The organism is Bacteroidia bacterium (assembly GCA_037045145.1).
GTDB lineage: Bacteria > Bacteroidota > Bacteroidia > AKYH767-A > OLB10 > OLB10.
In genome coordinates this window covers 611,044-631,663 of the sequence record JBAOIA010000012.1, presented here as the reverse complement: position 1 = coordinate 631,663, position 20,620 = coordinate 611,044, and the positions used below count along the sequence as shown (strand labels likewise).

The following is a 20,620-nucleotide window of genomic DNA, read 5'->3' as shown; positions in this document are numbered from 1 at the left end:
AAATTTAAACAAAGAATACATGTAGTTTTCATTGATATAAATCAAGTAATTGTGTAACCTTTTGGTCTTGTTTAGGTATAACAGTTGTCTTTATAAAATGAAAAAGATAGCCCAAATAGCAATTATCTGTTTTGTACTCAGTACAACTGTCTATGCACAATCTGCAGAGACGGCCTATCATTACATTCCCCCTTTAGTATCATTACCTACAAGTACAATTGCTTTTAAATTTGAAGAAGGCAAAATTTTCCATGTAAAAATTCCTTCCGAAAAATTACACTTAAAGGTGACAGTTCCCGATGAGCCAACATTGAAAATGCTGACACAAGAACAACAGCGAGAACAAAAAGACGAAGAAGATAAGAGATATCAGGCAAAACAGGACGCTATTGTACAAAACACACAAGTTATTACTGGCAGTTATAATCTTACCGATATTACACTTGATCAGCTGCAAGCACAAGAGAAAGAAGTGGTTGTTGCCGGTGACGACTTAGAAATAAAAGTTATTCCGTTGGCTGTGACACTATCGGATACAATTGCACAACAGCAATATAGTGTCGAAATCGTTAAAGAGAAGAGTGAAGCACGCCAAGAACATTTAGAGATTGCAGAGACTTTGCCTAAGAAGACTTTACAAAAGCCATCAATGGCATTAATCAATATTAGTTATGCTGAAATTAATAGTCAGCAGACAGCAAAGGTTTTAGAGCAAGGTAGTGTACCTAAAATGGACAATTTAAACCTAAAAAATGAATCTATACCGGTGAGTATCAGGCGACAACATGGCTCTGTAATTGGGCGTTATATCCTTGTAAATACCAATTAACCATTCTTATGAAAAATGAAGAAATCCTTCATTTTTCTGATTTTTCACTATTGATTTTTGAAAATTAAATTTGCTTATTATTATTGCAGTGTACAATAGAGAAATATTACAATGGTAAAACAAGCAGAGCAAACTAAAGAAAGAAAAAAGTCGGTTTCAAAAGATCATCATATTGTTCTATATAATGATGATTTTAACACTTTTGATTTTGTGATAGAATCACTGATAGAAATTTGTAATCATGAAAGAGAGCAAGCAGAGCAGTGTTCAATTATTGTGCATAACAATGGACGATGCTCAGTTAAGGATGGCTCGGTAAAAGTATTGCAACCTATGTGTAAGGCATTAGTTCAACGCGGCCTTACTGCAGAAGTAGAATGATCTATTTTCATTCAGAATTTGTAATTTCTGCACACCTAAAACAATTTTTTACACTTAAATAATTAAATATTAATTCTCATGAAAAGAGGTATAAAAATATTGTTGCTTATTTTTTTTGTTTCATGTAGTAATGTTCCTTTAACAGAGCGTAAGCAAATTAATCTACTTCCGGAGTCGCAGATGGTAGCTATGGCTTTAACATCATATAACGATTTTCTGAAAGAGCATCCTCCTGTGGTAAATAGTAACTCAGATGCTCAAATGGTTAAAAAAGTAGGAGAGCGTGTAAAGGACGCTGTTGTTCAATATATGCGCGACCACAACCTTTACGACAGAATAAAGGACTACCGTTGGGAGTTTAACCTTGTTGACAGTAAAGATGTAAATGCATGGTGTATGCCGGGAGGGAAAGTTGTTGTTTATTCCGGATTATTACCGGTAACGAAAAATGAAGAAGGTCTTGCCTTAGTTATGGGCCATGAAATTGCACATGCTATAGCACGCCATGGCAATGAAAGAATGAGTCAGCAGTTGCTAGCTGCAACAGGAGGACTTGCATTAGATGTTGCATTAACTAACAAGCCTGCAGAGACAAGACAGTTATTTAATACAGCATATGGTGTTGGTGCAAACCTTGGTGTACTATTACCATATTCACGATTACATGAAACAGAAGCTGATAAACTGGGATTGATTTTTATGGCAATGGCTGGTTATAATCCTGCCATTGCTCCTGATTTCTGGAAAAGAATGGCGGCAGTATCAGGTAATAAAGTTCCTGAAATATTAAGTACCCACCCAAGCAATGAAACACGTATTCACGATTTAAATAAGTTTATGCCTACGGCAATGAAGTATTATAAGCCACGCCCTTGATCTTTATTTGGCATTAAGTGACTATCCTTTGATAATTTCCCTCATAATTTCAGTTAAAATGCGGCAAACTATTTTTGCATATCTATCACTGGAAAAATGCCCACAGGAAGAATTGCTGGTTACGGTAGAGCAAACGGCAAATAGTTATTTAAAGCTTTATAAAAAATTATTGAAGTTGTAATTTTTCTATCGACCGGTTTCGTGTAGTAATGTAGTTTGTTTTCTGATAATTTTAATAACTATATAAAACAATATACTGAAAGCTGTTCCATAAATCAGAAAATTATTTTGTATGACATTGTTGGTTATTAATTGCCCGGCTGCATAAAAAAGTAAGAATACAATAAATATTGCAGCAAGTCCATTCTTCTCTTTCTTAAGTACCTTCTTCCAGCTGAATGGTAGTGATGGCTTTTTGTAATTTGAAAATTCAGGAATAAATGCCGGTGTTTTCTCGGCCCAGTCGGTATAGGCATTGCCGAACTTCTTTCTCATAAATTGTTCTTCGGCATACATTATACGCTCGTAGTACAACCAATAAACAGCAATAAACAACAATACAAACCAGATGCTTGCAGTAAAAAGAGCAATGCCAAGCCACATAATAAAATTACCAACATACAAAGGATGACGAACCATAGAATACATGCCTGTTTGATTGATAGAGTCAGCAACCTGACCTTCTGAAGTATTGCGACCGGATGTATTTACCGGAGTATGTCCTACAATATAAACACGCATTAACAATCCTAAAAACGATACAATCATGCAGGCATATAAGAACCATTCTTCAGACCTTGAGTTTTCAGGAAAAGGTCGGATATGGTGTACTTTACTCCATAAATAATAAGATAGCCCGAATCCTAAAAGAAACAGCGGTAAAAAGCTGCGATATTTAAAAAGCCAAAGCCCTTGTTTTTCCATTTCTTCTTGTAATGCCATAGTTTGTATGTATGGCGCAAAAATAAAAACAGAACCATACGGAATGGTTCTGTTTTTAAATTACTTTAAAATAGTCCCTAATAACTTAAAACTACAGAATTGGAGTTGCCGTTAATTGTCCAAGATACTTTATATCCGTATGCACAGTTTAAAGTAGTGGCATTACCACTTTGATCAACCCCTAATGTTAAAGCAAAATCACTTGTGTTGACATGATGTATCAGCTCTCCGGAATTGGGTCGCCACAATCCGCAATAAGTATTCGATATAATGGGGGTTGTATAGTAAGTGGTAAAAGCCTCTCCATATCTGTTTGTACCCCACATACTGGAGTTGCTATAAGAGTTTACAGTAGAATCACCATTTGAAGTAAAAGTGAGATAAGGCGCATGATTGCCTGTAGGAGTATATAACCACTCTGTAATACAGGTTTGATTCCATACAGCTGTTGAACCGTCATTGTATGTCACATTCACATTATATGCTCTGCTTCTGTATTTAAAAGTGCTTGTCCCTGCTAAAAAAGTTAACCAGTTATGGCCATTGACATTGGTTAGGGTTTTTGTGCCATTAAACAGGATAGACTTGTTATCACTAAGCCTGGTAATTTTAAAATTATTGTAAGTCAATGTCAGCACCGATCCTGCCATATGCCAGTTGGAGCCGGTTGTGAGTTGTACTTTAATCTGTCCTGAGCGGGTACGCGATGGGCTAAAACAAGGTGTGATACCATCAAAATTGAAAAACAAAATTTTCTGTGCCAGTTGAGAGGAGTCAATAGTTACTCCACATAATGGACTGGATAAAACACCTGCTCCACGCCCAAATGCAGGAATTTCGTTAATGGTGTTGTTAACGTCATTGTCGGCCTGATCGGACTCTGCTTTGAAATTGTTGGAGTCGTCATTAAACTGTTTCGTTTTGGCGTCTAATGCTTGTTGATCTTCTTTTTTACAGGCATAAAAACCTGTTGAGAGGATGGTAATGGATACCAATAAAATGATTTGCTTTTTCATTTATTTCAGAATTTAGAATAAAAGTAAGTATTATAGCCATCGAAAGTTCAGTTTTTTTAACTAAACGTCACATTTCTTAATAAAGTATTTACTTTTCCGGTGACTGTGTAAAATAAGCCAGTAATTCATCTACCGGACGAACAATGATTTTGCCAACCATGAACTTTTTCTCATCGGCAATTTGTTTTAAAATAGTTTTAAAATGAAAAGCAATACTTCCTATGAAATGTACAGGATAGTTTTGGTGCTGTGGATAGGCCAAAACACTTGTTTCAACAAACTCCAGCAGCCCCTTGTAGATGAGTGTCTGAATATAGGGGTGTTGCGCTTCGTCCGATAGAAACTTTGAAAAAGAAGCAAGATATACATTGGCTCCGGGCTGATGATAAACATGATGAATGGCCATTTCCTTATTCATGTTGTATTTCTGAAAAAACTTTTTCGATAAATCATCCGGCATGATACCATATAAAAAATGTGTAATCAATTTCCGGCCAAAATAACTTCCACTGCCCTCATCGCCTAAAATGTATCCTAAACCATGATTGGTAGGGTGGATGTGAGTTCCATTCCAGAAAGCAATATTTGAACCGGTACCCAAAATTGCTACTAAGCCTGCAGAATTAAAACATGCAGCTAAAGCAGCACCTAACATATCATGGTCAACAAATAGTTTTGCATTGGGAAACATATTTTTAAATGCTGATACTACAATATTCTTTCTGTCATCGCTGGAACAACCCGAACCAAAAAATTTTATATCCTTGATGGCATCTGCATATTGAACCAATGTTTGATTTTTTTTAAGCTCATTTAGAATGAAGTCTGAGTTATGAAAAAAAGGATTAAACCCAATAGTTTCAATTTCTGTAGTGAAACTGTTCTTGTCTGTTAAAAGCCAGTTTGTTTTTGTCGAGCCACTGTCTGCAACTAATAGCATTCTTTTTAAGTTTTTACAAATATAAATTATAGTGTTAAAAAACGGTTGTAATCCACCAGACGTTTGTCAAACGGGTTGTGTTGTTTTACTGCTTTGTCTAAATCTACAAGAATAACTTCTCTGCCATTCCATCCTGTCATTTTATTGGTTTGATTGTTGAACAATGCTGCTACTGCTTCAGCACCAAAGCGTGTAGCCATTATTCTGTCTTTAGCTGTTGGGCTGCCGCCACGTTGAATATGTCCAAGCACGGTGACTTTTATATCGTAATCGAATTCTTTTTTCACTGCTTCAGCTATTTTAAAGGCGCCACCACCATCATCGCCTTCAGCAACAATAACCACACTTGATGTTTTTCTTCTCAAAACACTCTCTTTTAGCTTTTCTACTAATGCAGTAATATTAGTTTTTTGTTCCGGCATTAATATATCCTCTGCACCGCTGGCAATTCCGGCATATAAGGCCAGGCATCCGGAGTCTCTGCCCATGACTTCCACAAAAAACAATCTATCGTGTGAGGCAGCAGTGTCTTTTATTTTGTCAACGGCATTAATGATGGTATTTAGTGCAGTGTCAAATCCAATAGTGTAGTCGGTGCCAAAAAGATCGTTATCTATAGTACCGGGTATACCTATGAAAGGAATATTACTAACCTTATTAAACTCTACAGCACCTTTAAATGTGCCATCACCACCAATTACAATGAGGCCATCAATTCCTGCCTTGCAAAGATTAGCGTATGCCATTTTCATACCTTCCTCAGTCATAAAAGTTTTACTGCGGGCAGTTTTTAATATAGTGCCACCGCGTTGCAATATATTACTAACAGAACGGGCATTTAGATCCAAAAATTCATCATGAATTAATCCTTCATATCCTCGCATAACTCCTACTGCTTGTTTGTTATGAGAAATGACAGATCTAACAATAGAACGAATACAGGCATTCATGCCCGGAGAATCGCCTCCTGAAGTTAGCAGCGCTATTTTCTGCATGTTCATAATTTTTTTAATTGATTAGGGCAAAGCTAAATTATTATGTTCGCTTTTTTTACTTTTACACCTTTAAACCATATATCAAATTCAAAAATCACATGACAAAATTTACTTTAATTGCTGCAGTTGCAGTTTTATTGTCGGGTGCATCAATGGCACAAGACAAAGTTTTGGTGAATCAAAATCCAACATTTGGAGCCAGAACACAGTCTGTAAATAAAACAGACTTAGCACATTCAGGAGTACTAGCTCCAAGAGGAGGAAATAGTGCTATCAATGTGGCCTATTCTGATGATTTCAGTCAGCAGAACGACACAATTTCATTAGCTGCAAGAGGCTATCTGACTTATTACAGAGGTACAGGACCACAGGGAGCACAGGCAACATGGTTTCAGCCTGATGGAACAGTGTTTCCAGCCTATAATGGTGCTGCAACTGAGTATGTTGCTGCAAATTATCAGGTAGTGACAGGAACTAATAACATTGACAGCTGGTTAGTAACCCCTGCTTTGAATGTTTCTGCAGGTGATATTATTGCATTTTATGCAAGGTCGGTTGCAGGTTCAATGTGGGTTGACTCAATTCGTGTAATGTACTCTGCCGCAGGCGACTCTACACCAGAAGGTACAACATGGGTTGAATTAGGCAGATTTCAGGCAAGTATAGCCGGTACATGGGATTATATAAACTATCCGGTAACTGCTGCGGGTACTTCAGCACGCTTCGCAATCCGTTATACTGTTGCAGATGGAGGCCCAAATGGTAGTAACAGCAACTTTATTGGAATAGATCAACTTGATATTTATACCCCGCAAGCCATTGATGCCAGTGTTTTTGCAATAAGTAATATGAATTCAGGTTGCGGTTTAAGTGCAACAACACCAGTTGATGTTTCTATCTTCAATTGGGGTGGAAGCGCAATTTCCGGATTTCCAGTATCATTTGTTGTGGATAATGGTACACCTGTTACAGAAACATTTACCGGAACAATTCCTGCCGGAGGGTCATCTTCATTCTTGTTCACCGGTACAGCTGATTTATCTGCAATTGGACCACATACAATAAAAGCTTATACCAGTCTTCCTTCTGATGGTAATGCAGCGAACGATACAACAACAGTTACTGTAACAAACATCCCTCCAGTTGTACTTGGGACTACGCCAGTTACTGAGGGTTTTGAAATGGCATCTGGTACTACACCTCCTCCGGGATGGACTATTGAAGATACAGATGGTGATGGTAATATTTGGGACTTCGCCACTACTTATATGCACAATGGTTTATTGTGTGCTCGTCTTGGTGTAGCAAATCCATTAGCTGCAACTCCTGAAAACTGGTTATTTTCTCCATGTCTGGATTTAACAGCCGGAACCAATTATAGAATTGAATATTGGTACAAGAGTTTTACAGAAACTGCAACCTCATATCAGTTAGAATTGCGTTATGGAAATGCTGCCACTGGTGCTGCCATGACCAATAATATTGCTGTTGACCCATTGTTTACTGATTCAACATATCATTTGGCTTCTCATACGTTTACACCTGCAACATCCGGTACGTATAATATCGGTATTAATGGCTTTGGTTCTAGTGTTGACAATTCAATCAGAGTGGATGATGCCTCAATGGTTGTGACAACCGGTATTAAAGAAACAGATTTGAGTAATAATGTAACGCTGATGCCAAATCCTGCAACAACAGAACTGTTGGTTTCTGCAAAACTTTATGGAAACTCAACACTTACCGTTTATAACCAACTAGGTCAGGAAGTAATTAAGCAAAATTATAATGAGCCTTTCCGTATTGCTTTAGATATTCAATCTTTGAACAAAGGTGTTTATACTCTTAAAATCAACAATGCTGATGGTGTTGTAGTAAATAAGTTTGTAAAACAATAATTAATCTTTTTTATAAAAAAACCACTGGTTGTCAACCGGTGGTTTTTTTATTTTTATGCCAGTATGAATATAGCAGACTCTTTCAATTCAGATAACATTTCTTTCTTTGAAAAGGTGTATCAGGTAGTTCGTTTGATACCTAAAGGAAAAGTCACAAGCTATGGTGCAATAGCTAAATATCTTGGAAGCGCACAATCGTCACGCATGGTTGGATGGGCGATGAACAACAGCAGCAAGATAAAGCCAAGAGTGCCTGCACATAGAGTGGTAAATCGTAATGGTTTGCTTACCGGAAAACATTTTTTTGGAGACAATAATGCCATGCAACATTTACTCGAAAAAGAAGGCATTAAGGTTTCAGACGATAAAATAATTAATTTTAAGAAACACTTTTGGGATCCATCTGTTGAATTAATGCTATAAACACTCATTTACAACTATTATCTTTGCACCATGCATATTACTAAAGAAAAAGTATTAGAAGCTTTAAGTTATGTACAGGAGCCTGATCTTAAAAAAGATTTGGTCACCCTCAACATGATTAAGGATATTGAGATTGATGGAAAAAAAGTCAGTTTCACAGTAATACTCACAACACCTGCTTGTCCATTAAAAGCAGAAATTGAACGCGCCTGTAAAAATGCCATAATTCATTTTGTAGATAAAGATGCTGATGTAACAGTAAACATGACGGCCAATGTTACTACACAGCGCAGTATAGATAATGAAATGATGAAAGGTGTTAAAAATATTATTGCTGTTGCCTCCGGCAAAGGTGGTGTAGGTAAGTCAACTGTTGCTGCCAATTTAGCCGTTTCATTAACAAAAAATGGTGCTAAAGTAGCTCTTGTTGACGCAGATATATTTGGACCCAGCGTACCGATAATGTTTGGCTCAGAACATGAACACCCTTTTATTGAAGAAGTTAACGGACGACAATTAATGATACCTGTAGAGAAGCATGGTGTAAAACTTATCTCTATTGGCTATCTTGCAGATCCATCGCAGGCAATTGTTTGGCGTGGACCAATGGCTTCAAAAGCATTGAAACAACTTTTTAGTGATGTTAATTGGGGCGATATAGATTATATGATTGTTGACCTGCCTCCGGGAACCAGCGACATACACCTTACCCTAATCTCCACAGTGCCACTTACCGGTGCAGTAGTTGTGACAACCCCACAGGATGTAGCATTGGCCGATGCCAGAAAGGCAATAGCAATGTTTCAACTCCCTTCAGTAAATATTCCTGTTTTAGGATTAATCGAAAATATGTCGTGGTTTACTCCTGAAGAGCTTCCCGAAAACAAATATTATCTTTTCGGAAAGGATGGAGGACAAAAGTTAGCTGCTGAAATGAATGTAAAGTTGCTTGGTCAGGTTCCGTTAGTTCAGTCTGTTCGCGAAGGTGGTGATCAGGGAAATCCAATTGCAACAGGAAGTTCAATCGTTGCAGAAGCTTTTAATAATTTATCGCAGTCTGTTGCACAACAGGTGGCAATTCGAAATGCAGTAATTGAACCGGCTCAACGTGTTCCTGCAGCTGGATTTTAAAAAAACGTATTGATGATGGAGTCTGTAAAAAATAATTTGAAAAATAAAGTCGAAAAGGCATTGGATACCATTCGACCTTATTTGAAGTCTGATAATGGTGATGTTACGGTAATGGATATCACACCACAAAATGTTGTGAAGTTAAGATTTGAAGGAGCATGCAGTTCCTGTACAATGAGTGCAATGACATTTAAAGCAGGAGTTGAAGAAACAATTTTGCGTATGGTTCCTGAAATTACTGCCGTAGAAGCATTGAATGTGGAGAATGTTTAAATAGTGATTTTTTATTTCTATAATAAAATAGTCTTGTTGATGTTTTCTTTTAATGAATGATTTCTTCCAATGAAAATAATAACATTTGTTCTTTACCTGTTGTTTTTTACAGGCACTATACATGGACAAACCTTTGTAGTTTTTAAAGGTGATACCATAAACCGTAAAGATACTAAAGGACTAAAACAGGGCGTATGGAAAAAATTTTACAGAACAGACAGCCTGTTTTCAGTAACTACTTTTAAAGATAATAAACAAACAGGTACTACAAAATTTTATTATGAATCCGGAAAGTTGAAGTCAACACTCATCTGGAAGAAACCCGGACAAATTGCTTTTGCAGAAAGTTTTTTTGAAGATGGAAAAAAAATGTCCGATGGTCATTATTTTAATGAACAGAAAGACAGCACATGGAATTATTATAACGAAGAGGGAAAAATTACCTCACAGGAAACTTTTCGTAAAGGCATAAAACAAGGAAAATGGCTTACCTTTTATCCGGAGGGTGGAAAAGTAGAAGAGAAAAATTATATCAATGGAAAGTTGGAAGGGCCATACTTAAAGTTTTTTAAAGATGGAAAGCCAATGTTAAAAGCTACCTATAAGAACGATAAACTTACAGGTGGTTATACCATCTATAATTCCGATGGCGGATTTTATACAACGGGTCAATATAATGTAGGTGACAGGTCAGGTAAATGGATTTTTTATAATGAAAAAGGCAGACCTTGGATTGAAAGTCAATATAAAAATGGATTTGAAGTTAAGACCGATACACTTCAGTAATAATTAAAGTAAATTTGCAAGGTGAGTAAGAAAGGTAGAATTTTAGTTGCCATGAGTGGTGGAATTGATAGCTCAGTTACAGCTATGATGCTGCATGACGAAGGTTATGAAGTTTTAGGCATAACAATGAAAACATGGGATTATGCATCGTCAGGAATATCTGGCAAAGAAACAGGGTGTTGTAGTCTCGACTCCATAAACGATGCCAGAAGTATTGCAGTAGAGAAAGGATTTCCGCATTATATACTTGATATCAGAGGTGAGTTTGGAGATTTTGTAATTGATAATTTTGTTGATGAATATCTTGCAGGACGAACGCCCAATCCGTGTGTTCTTTGCAATACACACATCAAATGGGAAGCATTAATTAAACGTGCCGATATGTTGAACTGCGAGTTTATTGCTACCGGACATTATGCTTCTGTGCGCAATGAAGGAGGCCGTTATATTGTAAGCAGAGGAAAAGATTTAAATAAAGATCAAAGCTATGTGTTGTGGGGGTTAAGTCAGAAGAATCTGGCACGAACACGATTTCCATTAGGCAATTATAAAAAATCTGAAATCCGCAGCATGGCTTTCGAAATGGGTTTTAAAGAGTTAGCCAATAAAAGTGAAAGTTATGAAATTTGTTTTGTTCCGGATAACGACTACAGAGCATTTTTAAAACAAAGAGTTGAAGGCATTGAAGATAGACTTGATGGGGGAGTGTTTGTGAATACAAAAAATGAAGTGATAGGTAAACACAAAGGGTATCCTTTCTATACAATAGGTCAGCGTAAAGGACTTGAAGTTGCATTTGGTAAGCCAATGTATGTTACAGAAATAAAGCCTAACACAAATACTGTTGTTTTGGGTGAGTTGGAAGATTTACAGAAAACTACCATGAAAGTACGCGGATTAAATTTAGTTAAGTATGAATCGCTCCGCCAACCAACAGAAGTACTCACCAAAATAAGATATAAAGATCCAGGCACAATGAGTGTCATTACTCAAACAAATGCAAATAATGCCTCTGTGGAATTTCAGGCACCGGTAACTGCTGTGGCTCCCGGACAGAGCGCTGTTTTCTACGAGGGTAATGATGTAGTTGGTGGAGGATTTATAGATAAAGAATATGGCAAAGTCTAAAAATATTTTCGCACTTATTAGCCTTGCCTTGGTATTGCTGATGGGATGTACTAAAGACAAAGAAACTGTCAATGCCATTGACTATCGTTATTATCCAATAGCAATTGGTGATTCAATGATCTATCAGGTTAGTTTATTTAATAAAGACCTTAACACTTACGATAGTACTTATCAGTTATTAGAAAGAGTCGAATCAATATTCAATGATAATGAAGGCCGGCAAACATATCGCATAGAACGTTATGTACGCAAGACCGATGCTGATGCATGGAGTATTTATAAAGTTTGGACGGTTAACAGGACTTCTATCAACATTGAGAAACAAGAAGATAACATTACCTATATAAAACTTATATTTCCGGTAAAGCTCAATAAAACATGGAATGGAAATGCGAAAAATATTTTTGCTGATGACTTTGAAGATTATAAAATTATTACACTAAATGAGCCAATGCAGACAATGAATTATTCTTTTGACAGCACTTTAAAAGTACAGCAAATAGATTATGATTATGGCTTTGAAAAAAGAAATCATTTTGAAGTTTACGCCACCGGTGTAGGCATGATATACAAAGATCAATATGATTCTTTACAAGGCAGTCCACTTGGAAAAATATTTCATTACACAGAGACATTACTTTATCACAATAAGAAATAGTCATGAAAAAAGTTTACGCATTGATTTTGATTTTTCTGATATCGCAAGAGTTGTATAGTCAGAATCGTTATGCAGTTATGCTGACGGATAAAAATAATTCAACATACAGCTTATCTAATCCATCTGCTTATCTGTCACCGAGGGCAATTAACAGAAGACTTCAGTTTGGCATTGCAATAGACTCTTCCGACTTACCGGTTAATGCAACATATCTTACAGCTATTCAAAACACAGGAGCAGTTATTTTAAATACATCACGCTGGCTAAATGAAGTTACTGTTGATGTATCTGCAAACCCAAGCGCATTAGCCACAATAAATGCATTGCCTTTTGTGAAGCAAACAAAATTGGCTTCACGAACTAGCAATAAAACAAGCAGCAAATTTAGTTTTGAGATGGAGAGTTTAATGCAACGTCAGTCTCAAACACAGAAGGTGGCTTCATCTACAGCCTACTATAATTATGGAAATGCACTTAATCAGATTCAAATGTTGCATGGCGACAAGTTGCATGATTTAGGATTTCGAGGTGATGGAAAAATAATTGCTATGCTTGATGCAGGATTTTATCGTGTTGACAGTATGACAGCATTAGACAGCCTGCGTGCGCATAACAGAATTATAGCTACTTATGATTTTGTTGATCACAATAGCAATGTCTATGACGACCATACGCATGGTTCTATGTGTTTTTCTATTATTGGAGCCAATGACCCCGGCAATATTGTTGGTACTGCCCCCGAGGCTTCATTTTTACTCTACCGTTCAGAAGATGCAGCAACTGAAAAACTTATAGAAGAATACAACTGGGCTACCGCTGCGGAAGCTGCCGATAGTGCCGGTGCAGATATAATTTCCAGTTCTTTGGGCTATACCCGTTTTGATGACTCAACCATGAATCATACCTACAGTGATATGGATGGCAGAACAGCACCCATATCAATTGCAGCTAACATTGCTTCACGAAAAGGAATTGTTGTGGTAAGCAGTGCAGGTAATGAAGGTAATGGCCAATGGCATTATATATCAGCTCCAGCTGATGCCGATAGTATCTTAACCATTGGTGCTGTTGATGCAGCTGGTGCTTATGCATCCTTTAGTGGAACAGGTCCTTCTGCTGATGGCAGAATTAAGCCAACTGTTGTGGCACAAGGGCAAGGTACATTTGTGTCCGACCCTTATTCAAATACTGTTTTTTCGGGTAATGGAACTTCTTTTTCATGTCCTGTAATTGCAGGATTAGTTGCTTCATTGTGGCAGGCAATTCCTTCTGCAAACAATATGCAAATTATTAATGCCATAGTACAAAGTGCATCTCAGTATAGCAATCCTGATTCATTGCTTGGTTTTGGAATTCCTAATTTTGATTCTGCACGTAACTCATTGCTTGCAGTTTTTAATCCATATTATGGTAAAGGTGATTTCATTGAAAAAATATTTCCCAACCCATTTAAAAATCAACTGAACATTAATTTTTATGCAGATAGTAACAGTCAATATACCACAGAAATATTTGATCTGAGTGGAAAGCGTGTAATGATTAAGTATGGTAAATTTATTCCATATACTATCAATAGTATAAACCTTGCTACGGCCAGCTTGGGAAAAAGTGTCTATATACTGCGCATCACTACTGAAAAGCATGTTTTTCAGTCACGAATTTTGAAACAGTAAGTTTCAATGTCATCAATAAGGAAGAAACTAAAAATTTTAGGGACTAACTTTTTATTTTTATTACTTTTTTTAATCCTTGCAGAATTTGGATTACGAATTGCAAATCTCGGATATGACAATGCAGCATTCGAACCCGATTCTGTTCTGCATCATATTCATAGACCTGATTATTTTTTCATTCACTCAAATGCTGCAGAGCATGAATATGGAAATATTCAGGTAAGATATGATAGGATGGGTTGTGTTGTTAACCCGAATGAAAAAAAGACAGAGAATTGCAGGGGAAAAATTTGGTTTTTTGGCGACTCCTATATTGAAGCACTTCAAGTAAATTATGATTCATCTGTTGTTGGAATATTGGAGAAAGATTTTCCTGATGTATGTTTTAAAAATTTTGCTGTTGGTGCATACAGTCCAATTCTGCATTATTTAAAATTGAAGCATTTATTGAAAAGTGATAAACCGGATGTTGCTTTTTTATTTTTATATGCTAACGATGTTGCTGAAGACAAACAATATTTTAACAAAGCAAAGTTTAATGGACAAGAAGTGACGGCTGTTGATGGCGGTATGCCACAATGGAAGTATGAAATAATAAGAAACTCAAACCTGCTTCGATTAGTTCGTAAATTTTATATGCAGATGACTGTAAAATTCGAAAACAATCGGAATTTAAATGAATCTGCTTTGAATGAGAGTAAAGATATACTTGCTGAACCAACATTAACTTACTTAGAAAAATTTGTTGCACTTTGTAAGGATAATAAGATTAGGGTAATTGTATCGTGTATTCCTTCAAAAAGGGATATTCTGAAGACTGATATTAATACAGATAGTTTTTCAAATCAGATAAAAGCATGGTGTTCCGGCAGATGTGATTTTCTTGATTCGCAAAGTCCTTTGCAAAGCTTTTATTTAGAAACCAACAAATCTCCCTATTACAAAAATGATATTCATTTTAATAACTATGGCCACCGCATTCTAGCAACGACCATTGCACAATCACAAACTATCAAGAACTGATTTGATTTTATTAAAGTCAGGAATTTCTCCTGCGTTTTCTAATACTTCCAAGTAGCGTAGAATTCCACTTTTATCAATGAGAAATGCAGCTCGTTTTGTAATACCTTTCATGCCTAACCCAAACAGTTCATATTGTACATGATAAATTTTACCTATTTCTTTGTTGTAATCTGAGACCAACTGGAAGTTCAACTTTTGTTCTTCTTTATATTTTGCCAGCGAATAGATTGTATCTGTTGAGATGCCAATTACTGTACAATCTAAGTTGTTATAATAAGACAAATCATCTCTGACACTGCACAATTCTTTTGTACAAGTACTGGTAAATGCTGCCGGGAAAAATAAGAGTAATACATTCTTTCCTTTCAATTGTTCAAGGGAAAATGGTTGTTTTTCAGAATTGAAACTTTCAAAGAGTGGTGCCGGATGATTAATGTTCAATGACATAATATTTATTTGTTTAGTATTTTATTTCCGTTTGAATTAGTAATTGTGTGGTTCATTAACTGAATAGCAGTTTTTAAATTGTCACCTTCGCAATAACAGCGTAAATGATGACATTTTTCAATCAAATCAGTCATATTAATCAGGGTTATTTTAGAGCCGTGAAAGTGCTGAATAAAATAATCTTTTAGTTTAATGGCTTCATTGTTTGAATTACACCCCAAAGTAGTGTTGCCATGTTTTCTTGGCCCCGGGCCAAACAACTCAAAGAAATAATCTTTTTTACGTAGCACAAAGTCTTTTTTATTGTACAAAACAAATAGGCTATAGTTGTCGCTCTTTTTATATGCAAGAGTGCTGTTTCGTGAATAGTAGTTTTTAAAAGCTTCTATTCCGTCTATTGCCGGTGCAATAAGACAAATATTAATATTTCTGTTATTTGGGGTGGGATAATTGTTTATTGTTGTATCAAACAAAGCATTGGTAACAACTTTCGCACCAAGACTGTGTGATATAATATTAACCTCAGGTGAAGTGGTACGTGACAATACTTGTCTTAATCCATAACCAACTGAAACAGCATTGAGTTGTGCTTTTTCAAAAACCGTAAAAATTTGTTTCATCTGTTTAACACCTTCTGAAATATCTAAATAACTGCCATCCCAAAACACTCTGATATAGGAATATTTTTCAGTACTTAACCGATTAATTGCCGCAATCAATAAGTTATAATCTATAACAGAGGTGAAAACACCTGGTTTATTAACATACGATTTCCTAAAACCATGAATCATAAAAGTTGGAACCAAACCTTTTTTTGTTTGATTGTTGATCTTATCAGCTATAGTTTGAAAAATTGAATCATTAAGAATACTTGTGTTTGATATACTATACTTGTTGAAACGACATTTATATAATGAACATATTGCAGAAAAGTCATTTGGATAACTATTGTAAAAAGAATCTAATGAGCCGGTATTAAAATTCAGTACAGAGTCAGCAATAAAATAGTCGGGATATGGCTTCCCGTTTCTGTCAAAATAAACAGATAAAATAGTGTCATTAAGGTTTCTTTCTCCATACAATACATAATGCTGTGCCGTACTACGAATTGAGGAAAACAGAAATGAAATTGTTAAGATCAGTGAAAAGTACTGCATAAATATTAAAACAGTTTAAAAACACTTTTAACCATTGATAGTTTTAAAAAATAAAGTTTTAAAAAGGCAAAAATATCTTTTAAAAATTTATCTATAAAGTCCTATACTGAATGATTTTAAAGAATTGACAAAAGCAGGTCGCGCGAAGTAGGAGGGACTGGACTTGGCTTAGCCATTGTGAAACATATTATAGAGGCACAGCACCAAACTATTAAAGTGCGTAGTGAAAAGGAGAAAGGTACTAATTTTTCATTCAGCCTGTCCGTAAGTAAGAAATAGAACTTGTAATTAATATTGGAACAATCTTCGCTCCAAATCTTCAGTCATGCCTTTATAGAAGACATTGTGCGATTGTGAATGGATAACATAAACAGTGAACATAAATAAAAAAGTCCGCATTTGCGGACTTTGTGGGAGCAACAGGATTCGTCAGCCGCGGCTGACTGTGCCCTCTGCTAAAGAGTAATTTTAGATTTAAGGAAGTCTCTGCCGGCACCGGTTTTGAAATATTTTTCTCTTTTGAGCGCATCAGATTTAGAAAGAAAAGTTTCTGAATAGACTAATTTCCAAGGAGCTTTATTTTTGGTGTAAGTTCCAAGTAGGCCATTGTTATGCTGGAACAATCTTCGCTCCAAATCTTCAGTCATGCCTTTATAGAAGACATTGTGCGATTGTGAATGGATAACATAAACAGTGAACATAAATAAAAAAGTCCGCATTTGCGGACTTTGTGGGAGCAACAGGATTCGTCAGCCGCGGCTGACTGTGCCCTCTGCTAAAGAATAATTTTAGATTTAAGGAAGTCTCTGCCGACACCGGTTTTGAAATACTTTTCTCTTTTGAGCGCATCAGATTTAGAAAGAAAAGTTTCTGAATAGACTAATTTCCAAGGAGCTTTATTTTTGGTGTAAGTTCCAAGTAGGCCATTGTTATGCTGGAACAGTCTTCGCTCCAAATCTTCAGTCATGCCTTTATAGAAGACATTGTGCGATTGTGAATGGATAACATAAACAGTGAACATAAATAAAAAAGTCCGCATTTGCGGACTTTGTGGGAGCAACAGGATTCGTCAGCCTCGGCTGACTGTGCCCTCTGCTAAAGAATAATTTTAGATTTAAGGAAGTCTCTGCCGGCACCGGTTTTGAAATATTTTTCTCTTTTGAGCGCATCAGATTTAGAAAGAAAAGTTTCTGAATAGACTAATTTCCAAGGAGCTTTATTTTTGGTGTAAGTTCCAAGTAGGCCATTGTTATGCTGGAACAATCTTCGCTCCAAATCTTCAGTCATGCCTTTATAGAAGACATTGTGCGATTGTGAATGGATAACATAAACAGTGAACATAAATAAAAAAGTCCGCATTTGCGGACTTTGTGGGAGCAACAGGATTCGAACCTGTGACCCTCTGCTTGTAAGGCAGATGCTCTGAACCAGCTGAGCTATGCTCCCTAACTATTTTAATGGGTCATTTTTAATGAGCGTGCAAAGATACAGATAGGTTAGTATTCTCCAAATTTATTTTGAAAAATATGGCATAAAAAAACCGCTTTTAAGCGGCCTTTTTATTGCTATCTATTTATGCAGGATTTTCCGGCAAGTCTGTCATAATTTCCTGATCAACAAGAATTCGTCCGCAATGCTCGCATACAATAACTTTTTTGCGTTGCTTAATCTCCAACTGACGTTGTGGTGGAACCTTGTTAAAACAACCGCCACAGCTATCACGCTGAATAGAAACTACAGCCAAGCCGTTGGCAGCGTTTTCACGAATCTTTTTATATCCGCTTAGCAAACGTTCTTCTATAATTGCAGCAGCTTTTCCAGAATATTCATTCAGTACATCTTCTTCCTTACGGGTTTCTGCAATGATGTTGTCTAACTCTTTGCGTTTGTTTTCCAAATCAGATTTGCGATGTGTTAAGTCTTCTTCTGATTCTGTCAGGATTTGTTTTTTAGAGGTGATTTCAAAAGTGTATTCTTTAATCCGCTTCTCACAAAGTTGTATTTCAAGTTTCTGGAATTCTATTTCTTTAGCAAGCGACTCATACTCCCTATTGTTTTTTACATTGTTTTGCTGACCCTCATATTTCTTTATCGCAGCAGTTGAATCTTTAATTCCTTGTTTTCTTTCAGCAATCATCCTGTCAAACTCTGTCATATCATTATTGATATTGCTGATTCTTGTTTCAAGACGTGCAACATCATCTTCAAGATCTTTTACTTCAACAGGTAATTCTCCTCTTACAATCTGAATTCTGTCAATTTCAGAGTCAATTTGTTGAAGTTGAAACAAAGCTTGAAGTTTTTCTTCTGCTGATGCGTCATGAACACCTTTCTTAGGCATTTTAATCTGAAACTGTGAAATGTCGCCAACACTGTATTTGCTTGATAATTTTGCTGCCGTACCCGTATCAATAGCTTTTAAATTACGTGTTTCCGTTAAACGCTTCACTACTGGTTTACTCACCTTGGTAATTACCGGTTCTTCTACTTTCTTACTTCTGCCTTTTGTTTTTGCTTTAGTGTCTGTTTTTGACATGCCTGTACTTGTTTTTTTTACTGCTTTTGATGATGTGACTTTTGTATTTGTTTCTTTCGGTTTGGCTTTTATGTTTTTCTTTTCTTTTTCAGTAGCTTTAGTTTTTGTGGCTTTAGGTGCAGCGGCCTTTTTAGCTGGTTTTGCCGGAGCTGATTTTTTTACCGGAGCCTTTTTTGCAATAGGTTTTTTAACTGCCGGTTTTACAACAGCCTTCTTCTTAGCAGGTGTTTTTTTTGCTGCTGTCTTTTTCGCTGCCGGCTTTGCACTTGTTTTTTTTGCTACAGCTTTCACAGGTTTTTTTGCCGCCATAATCAGAAATATTTTACCGGATTTGTATCCACTTTTGTTAAACGGATGGCAAATGTAGTAAATTTTTTGATTAACAAATCTTTAATCAGCATCATTGTAAACTGCTCGGTCTCATAATGCCCGGCATCTATGAGTAAAATTCTATTATCAGCGTCAAAAAACTGATGATATTTTATGTCTGATGTGATTAAAGCATCTGCACCTGCGTCAATTGCCTGCGGCAGCAGAAAAATACCTGAACCGCCACAAACGGCAACTTTTCTTATTTTCTTTTGGCTTAAGTGGGTGTGCTTTAACACACTACAATTTAAATTTGATTTAACCAGTTGTAAAAAAGTAATTTCATCTATTTCTTCTTTAAGTTGGCCTATCATTCCTGAACCTGTCTGCTGATGCGTATTGGTTAATGTGTAAATGTCGTAGGCAACTTCTTCATAAGGATGTGATTCAAACAAAGCTTTTAGCACCAGATGTTCTCTATGTGCTTCATAAATAACTTCTGTACGAACTTCACTCTCCGTGTGTCTGATTAACTTTTCTCCAATTGTGGGATTCGCTTCTGCTTCAGGTTTAAATGTGCCTTTGCCCTCAATATTAAAACTGCATTCGCTGTAATTACTGATGTTTCCGGCACCTGCTGCAAAAAAGGCTTTCCTGACTTTTTCAGCCTGCTCAATTGGCGTAAAGGTTACTAATTTCTTTAAAATGCCCTGTTTTTGCAACAATATTTTAGCATTTTCAAGACCCAACTGTTGGCATAACTGCCGGTTGACTCCTGTATTTATATTATCTAAGTTGGTATGTAGTGCATAAATTGCAAGGTTGTTTTTTATTGCCTTTATGATTACACGCTCAACATAATTCCTTCCGGTAATTTTTTTTAACCCACTGAATAAAATCGGATGATGTGCGATAATCAAATTGCAGTTTTCTTTGATTGCCTCATCGAGTACGGCTTCTGTAGTATCAAGGCAAATCATTATTCCTTTTACTTCATCAGCGGAATTACCAGTCAAAAGACCGCAATTGTCATAACTTTCCTGATAAGCCAAAGGTGCCCAATTCTCTAATACTTTTATGACTTCGTTGATTCTAATCATTATTTTTTCTGTTATGCAAAAGTAAGAATGCAGGCTGTTTTCAATAGGTTAAAAGCTACTTAAATTAAACAATTAGAAGTTAATTAGTTTTTTACATCA

At 36.2% G+C, this 20,620-nt stretch carries 23 protein-coding genes, 1 tRNA gene and 1 pseudogene; 13 read left to right on the top strand and 12 right to left on the bottom strand.

Features of this window, described 5'->3' with window-relative positions; genetic code table 11:
* Positions 1-97 precede the first annotated feature (97 nt).
* From V9G42_12245 to V9G42_12235, 3 genes are all read left to right on the top strand, one after another.
* The gene (locus tag V9G42_12245; protein ID MEI2760191.1) at positions 98-829 is read left to right on the top strand and encodes a hypothetical protein; all 732 of its coding nucleotides are present in this window, start codon (positions 98-100) and stop codon (positions 827-829) included.
* 111 nt (positions 830-940) lie between these two features.
* The gene (locus V9G42_12240; protein MEI2760190.1) at positions 941-1,210 is read left to right on the top strand and encodes an ATP-dependent Clp protease adaptor ClpS; all 270 of its coding nucleotides are present in this window, start codon (positions 941-943) and stop codon (positions 1,208-1,210) included.
* Between the two features lie 78 nt (positions 1,211-1,288).
* Positions 1,289-2,086, top strand: coding sequence for a M48 family metallopeptidase (locus V9G42_12235; GenBank protein MEI2760189.1), 798 nt, complete (start codon positions 1,289-1,291; stop codon positions 2,084-2,086).
* A 186-nt stretch (positions 2,087-2,272) separates the two neighbouring features.
* Here V9G42_12235 and V9G42_12230 read toward each other — a convergent pair whose 3' ends face one another.
* From V9G42_12230 to pfkA, 4 genes are all read right to left on the bottom strand, one after another.
* Entirely contained in the window at positions 2,273-3,028 is a 756-nt protein-coding gene (locus V9G42_12230) for an isoprenylcysteine carboxylmethyltransferase family protein (protein MEI2760188.1), read from the bottom strand.
* Between the two features lie 77 nt (positions 3,029-3,105).
* The gene (locus tag V9G42_12225; protein ID MEI2760187.1) at positions 3,106-4,044 is read right to left on the bottom strand and encodes a hypothetical protein; all 939 of its coding nucleotides are present in this window, start codon (positions 4,042-4,044) and stop codon (positions 3,106-3,108) included.
* A gap of 88 nt (positions 4,045-4,132) precedes the next feature.
* Positions 4,133-4,984, bottom strand: coding sequence for an N-acetylglucosamine kinase (locus tag V9G42_12220; GenBank protein ID MEI2760186.1), 852 nt, complete (start codon positions 4,982-4,984; stop codon positions 4,133-4,135).
* A 26-nt stretch (positions 4,985-5,010) separates the two neighbouring features.
* Complete coding sequence (gene pfkA, locus V9G42_12215; GenBank protein ID MEI2760185.1) at positions 5,011-5,979, bottom strand: 6-phosphofructokinase; 969 nt, start codon at positions 5,977-5,979, stop codon at positions 5,011-5,013.
* A gap of 98 nt (positions 5,980-6,077) precedes the next feature.
* Here pfkA and V9G42_12210 point away from each other — a divergent pair, with 98 nt between their 5' ends.
* The 9 genes from V9G42_12210 to V9G42_12170 all read left to right on the top strand — a co-directional run bounded on the left by V9G42_12210 (position 6,078) and on the right by V9G42_12170 (position 14,972).
* Positions 6,078-7,877 carry a choice-of-anchor J domain-containing protein gene (locus V9G42_12210; protein ID MEI2760184.1) on the top strand — a complete coding sequence of 600 codons (1,800 nt, stop codon included), beginning with the start codon at positions 6,078-6,080 and terminating at the stop codon, positions 7,875-7,877.
* 63 nt (positions 7,878-7,940) lie between these two features.
* Positions 7,941-8,300, top strand: a complete 360-nt coding sequence (locus V9G42_12205; protein MEI2760183.1) for an MGMT family protein — start codon at positions 7,941-7,943, stop codon at positions 8,298-8,300.
* Positions 8,301-8,330: 30 nt separating this feature from the next.
* Positions 8,331-9,431: an Mrp/NBP35 family ATP-binding protein gene (locus tag V9G42_12200; protein ID MEI2760182.1), complete on the top strand. Its 1,101-nt coding sequence runs from the start codon at positions 8,331-8,333 to the stop codon at positions 9,429-9,431.
* A gap of 12 nt (positions 9,432-9,443) precedes the next feature.
* Entirely contained in the window at positions 9,444-9,704 is a 261-nt protein-coding gene (locus V9G42_12195; protein ID MEI2760181.1) for a NifU family protein, read from the top strand.
* 69 nt (positions 9,705-9,773) lie between these two features.
* Positions 9,774-10,490: a hypothetical protein gene (locus tag V9G42_12190; GenBank protein MEI2760180.1), complete on the top strand. Its 717-nt coding sequence runs from the start codon at positions 9,774-9,776 to the stop codon at positions 10,488-10,490.
* A 21-nt stretch (positions 10,491-10,511) separates the two neighbouring features.
* Positions 10,512-11,618, top strand: a complete 1,107-nt coding sequence (gene mnmA, locus V9G42_12185; protein MEI2760179.1) for a tRNA 2-thiouridine(34) synthase MnmA — start codon at positions 10,512-10,514, stop codon at positions 11,616-11,618.
* Positions 11,605-12,276, top strand: coding sequence for a hypothetical protein (locus V9G42_12180; GenBank protein MEI2760178.1), 672 nt, complete (start codon positions 11,605-11,607; stop codon positions 12,274-12,276). Before mnmA ends, V9G42_12180 begins: the two co-directional genes overlap by 14 nt.
* Before the next feature lie 2 nt (positions 12,277-12,278).
* Positions 12,279-13,949, top strand: coding sequence for a S8/S53 family peptidase (locus V9G42_12175; protein MEI2760177.1), 1,671 nt, complete (start codon positions 12,279-12,281; stop codon positions 13,947-13,949).
* Between the two features lie 6 nt (positions 13,950-13,955).
* Positions 13,956-14,972: a hypothetical protein gene (locus tag V9G42_12170; protein MEI2760176.1), complete on the top strand. Its 1,017-nt coding sequence runs from the start codon at positions 13,956-13,958 to the stop codon at positions 14,970-14,972.
* On the opposite strand, the gene V9G42_12165 is transcribed toward V9G42_12170, so the two are convergent.
* Both V9G42_12165 and V9G42_12160 read right to left on the bottom strand, forming a co-directional pair.
* Entirely contained in the window at positions 14,952-15,419 is a 468-nt protein-coding gene (locus V9G42_12165) for a peroxiredoxin (protein MEI2760175.1), read from the bottom strand. The two genes, V9G42_12170 and V9G42_12165, sit on opposite strands and share 21 nt — an antisense overlap.
* 5 nt (positions 15,420-15,424) lie before the next feature.
* The gene (locus V9G42_12160; protein MEI2760174.1) at positions 15,425-16,576 is read right to left on the bottom strand and encodes an alpha/beta hydrolase; all 1,152 of its coding nucleotides are present in this window, start codon (positions 16,574-16,576) and stop codon (positions 15,425-15,427) included.
* A gap of 108 nt (positions 16,577-16,684) precedes the next feature.
* On the opposite strand from V9G42_12160, the pseudogene V9G42_12155 reads away from it, so the two are divergent.
* A pseudogene (locus V9G42_12155) lies at positions 16,685-16,855 on the top strand (ATP-binding protein).
* Between the two features lie 176 nt (positions 16,856-17,031).
* Here the strand turns inward: V9G42_12155 and V9G42_12150 are convergent.
* From V9G42_12150 to V9G42_12125, 6 genes are all read right to left on the bottom strand, one after another.
* A complete protein-coding gene (locus tag V9G42_12150; protein MEI2760173.1) occupies positions 17,032-17,295 on the bottom strand; it encodes a GIY-YIG nuclease family protein in 264 nt (87 codons plus the stop codon).
* Between the two features lie 56 nt (positions 17,296-17,351).
* Entirely contained in the window at positions 17,352-17,615 is a 264-nt protein-coding gene (locus V9G42_12145; protein ID MEI2760172.1) for a GIY-YIG nuclease family protein, read from the bottom strand.
* 56 nt (positions 17,616-17,671) lie between these two features.
* Positions 17,672-17,935 carry a GIY-YIG nuclease family protein gene (locus V9G42_12140; GenBank protein ID MEI2760171.1) on the bottom strand — a complete coding sequence of 88 codons (264 nt, stop codon included), beginning with the start codon at positions 17,933-17,935 and terminating at the stop codon, positions 17,672-17,674.
* A gap of 12 nt (positions 17,936-17,947) precedes the next feature.
* Positions 17,948-18,022: transfer RNA gene (locus V9G42_12135), tRNA-Val, on the bottom strand.
* 127 nt (positions 18,023-18,149) lie between these two features.
* Positions 18,150-19,421 carry a C4-type zinc ribbon domain-containing protein gene (locus tag V9G42_12130; protein MEI2760170.1) on the bottom strand — a complete coding sequence of 424 codons (1,272 nt, stop codon included), beginning with the start codon at positions 19,419-19,421 and terminating at the stop codon, positions 18,150-18,152.
* Between the two features lie 2 nt (positions 19,422-19,423).
* On the bottom strand, positions 19,424-20,521 hold the full coding sequence (locus V9G42_12125; protein ID MEI2760169.1) for a Nif3-like dinuclear metal center hexameric protein: 1,098 nt from the start codon (positions 20,519-20,521) through the stop codon (positions 19,424-19,426).
* Between the last annotated feature and the right edge of the window lie 99 nt (positions 20,522-20,620).

Bases quoted from the DNA above. Each gene is read 5' to 3' on its own strand.
- V9G42_12145 (MEI2760172.1), bottom strand. From the start codon at position 17,615: ATGCGGACTTTTTTATTTATGTTCACTGTTTATGTTATCCATTCACAA.
- V9G42_12220 (MEI2760186.1), bottom strand. From the start codon at position 4,984: ATGCTATTAGTTGCAGACAGTGGCTCGACAAAAACAAACTGGCTTTTA.
- V9G42_12230 (MEI2760188.1), bottom strand. From the start codon at position 3,028: ATGGCATTACAAGAAGAAATGGAAAAACAAGGGCTTTGGCTTTTTAAA.
- V9G42_12150 (MEI2760173.1), bottom strand. From the start codon at position 17,295: ATGCGGACTTTTTTATTTATGTTCACTGTTTATGTTATCCATTCACAA.
- V9G42_12160 (MEI2760174.1), bottom strand. From the start codon at position 16,576: ATGCAGTACTTTTCACTGATCTTAACAATTTCATTTCTGTTTTCCTCA.
- V9G42_12170 (MEI2760176.1), top strand. From the start codon at position 13,956: ATGTCATCAATAAGGAAGAAACTAAAAATTTTAGGGACTAACTTTTTA.
- V9G42_12195 (MEI2760181.1), top strand. From the start codon at position 9,444: ATGATGGAGTCTGTAAAAAATAATTTGAAAAATAAAGTCGAAAAGGCA.
- V9G42_12165 (MEI2760175.1), bottom strand. From the start codon at position 15,419: ATGTCATTGAACATTAATCATCCGGCACCACTCTTTGAAAGTTTCAAT.
- V9G42_12200 (MEI2760182.1), top strand. From the start codon at position 8,331: ATGCATATTACTAAAGAAAAAGTATTAGAAGCTTTAAGTTATGTACAG.
- V9G42_12190 (MEI2760180.1), top strand. From the start codon at position 9,774: ATGAAAATAATAACATTTGTTCTTTACCTGTTGTTTTTTACAGGCACT.
- V9G42_12125 (MEI2760169.1), bottom strand. From the start codon at position 20,521: ATGATTAGAATCAACGAAGTCATAAAAGTATTAGAGAATTGGGCACCT.
- V9G42_12175 (MEI2760177.1), top strand. From the start codon at position 12,279: ATGAAAAAAGTTTACGCATTGATTTTGATTTTTCTGATATCGCAAGAG.
- V9G42_12180 (MEI2760178.1), top strand. From the start codon at position 11,605: ATGGCAAAGTCTAAAAATATTTTCGCACTTATTAGCCTTGCCTTGGTA.
- V9G42_12130 (MEI2760170.1), bottom strand. From the start codon at position 19,421: ATGGCGGCAAAAAAACCTGTGAAAGCTGTAGCAAAAAAAACAAGTGCA.
- V9G42_12225 (MEI2760187.1), bottom strand. From the start codon at position 4,044: ATGAAAAAGCAAATCATTTTATTGGTATCCATTACCATCCTCTCAACA.
- V9G42_12245 (MEI2760191.1), top strand. From the start codon at position 98: ATGAAAAAGATAGCCCAAATAGCAATTATCTGTTTTGTACTCAGTACA.
- V9G42_12240 (MEI2760190.1), top strand. From the start codon at position 941: ATGGTAAAACAAGCAGAGCAAACTAAAGAAAGAAAAAAGTCGGTTTCA.
- pfkA (MEI2760185.1), bottom strand. From the start codon at position 5,979: ATGCAGAAAATAGCGCTGCTAACTTCAGGAGGCGATTCTCCGGGCATG.
- V9G42_12205 (MEI2760183.1), top strand. From the start codon at position 7,941: ATGAATATAGCAGACTCTTTCAATTCAGATAACATTTCTTTCTTTGAA.
- V9G42_12210 (MEI2760184.1), top strand. From the start codon at position 6,078: ATGACAAAATTTACTTTAATTGCTGCAGTTGCAGTTTTATTGTCGGGT.
- V9G42_12235 (MEI2760189.1), top strand. From the start codon at position 1,289: ATGAAAAGAGGTATAAAAATATTGTTGCTTATTTTTTTTGTTTCATGT.
- V9G42_12140 (MEI2760171.1), bottom strand. From the start codon at position 17,935: ATGCGGACTTTTTTATTTATGTTCACTGTTTATGTTATCCATTCACAA.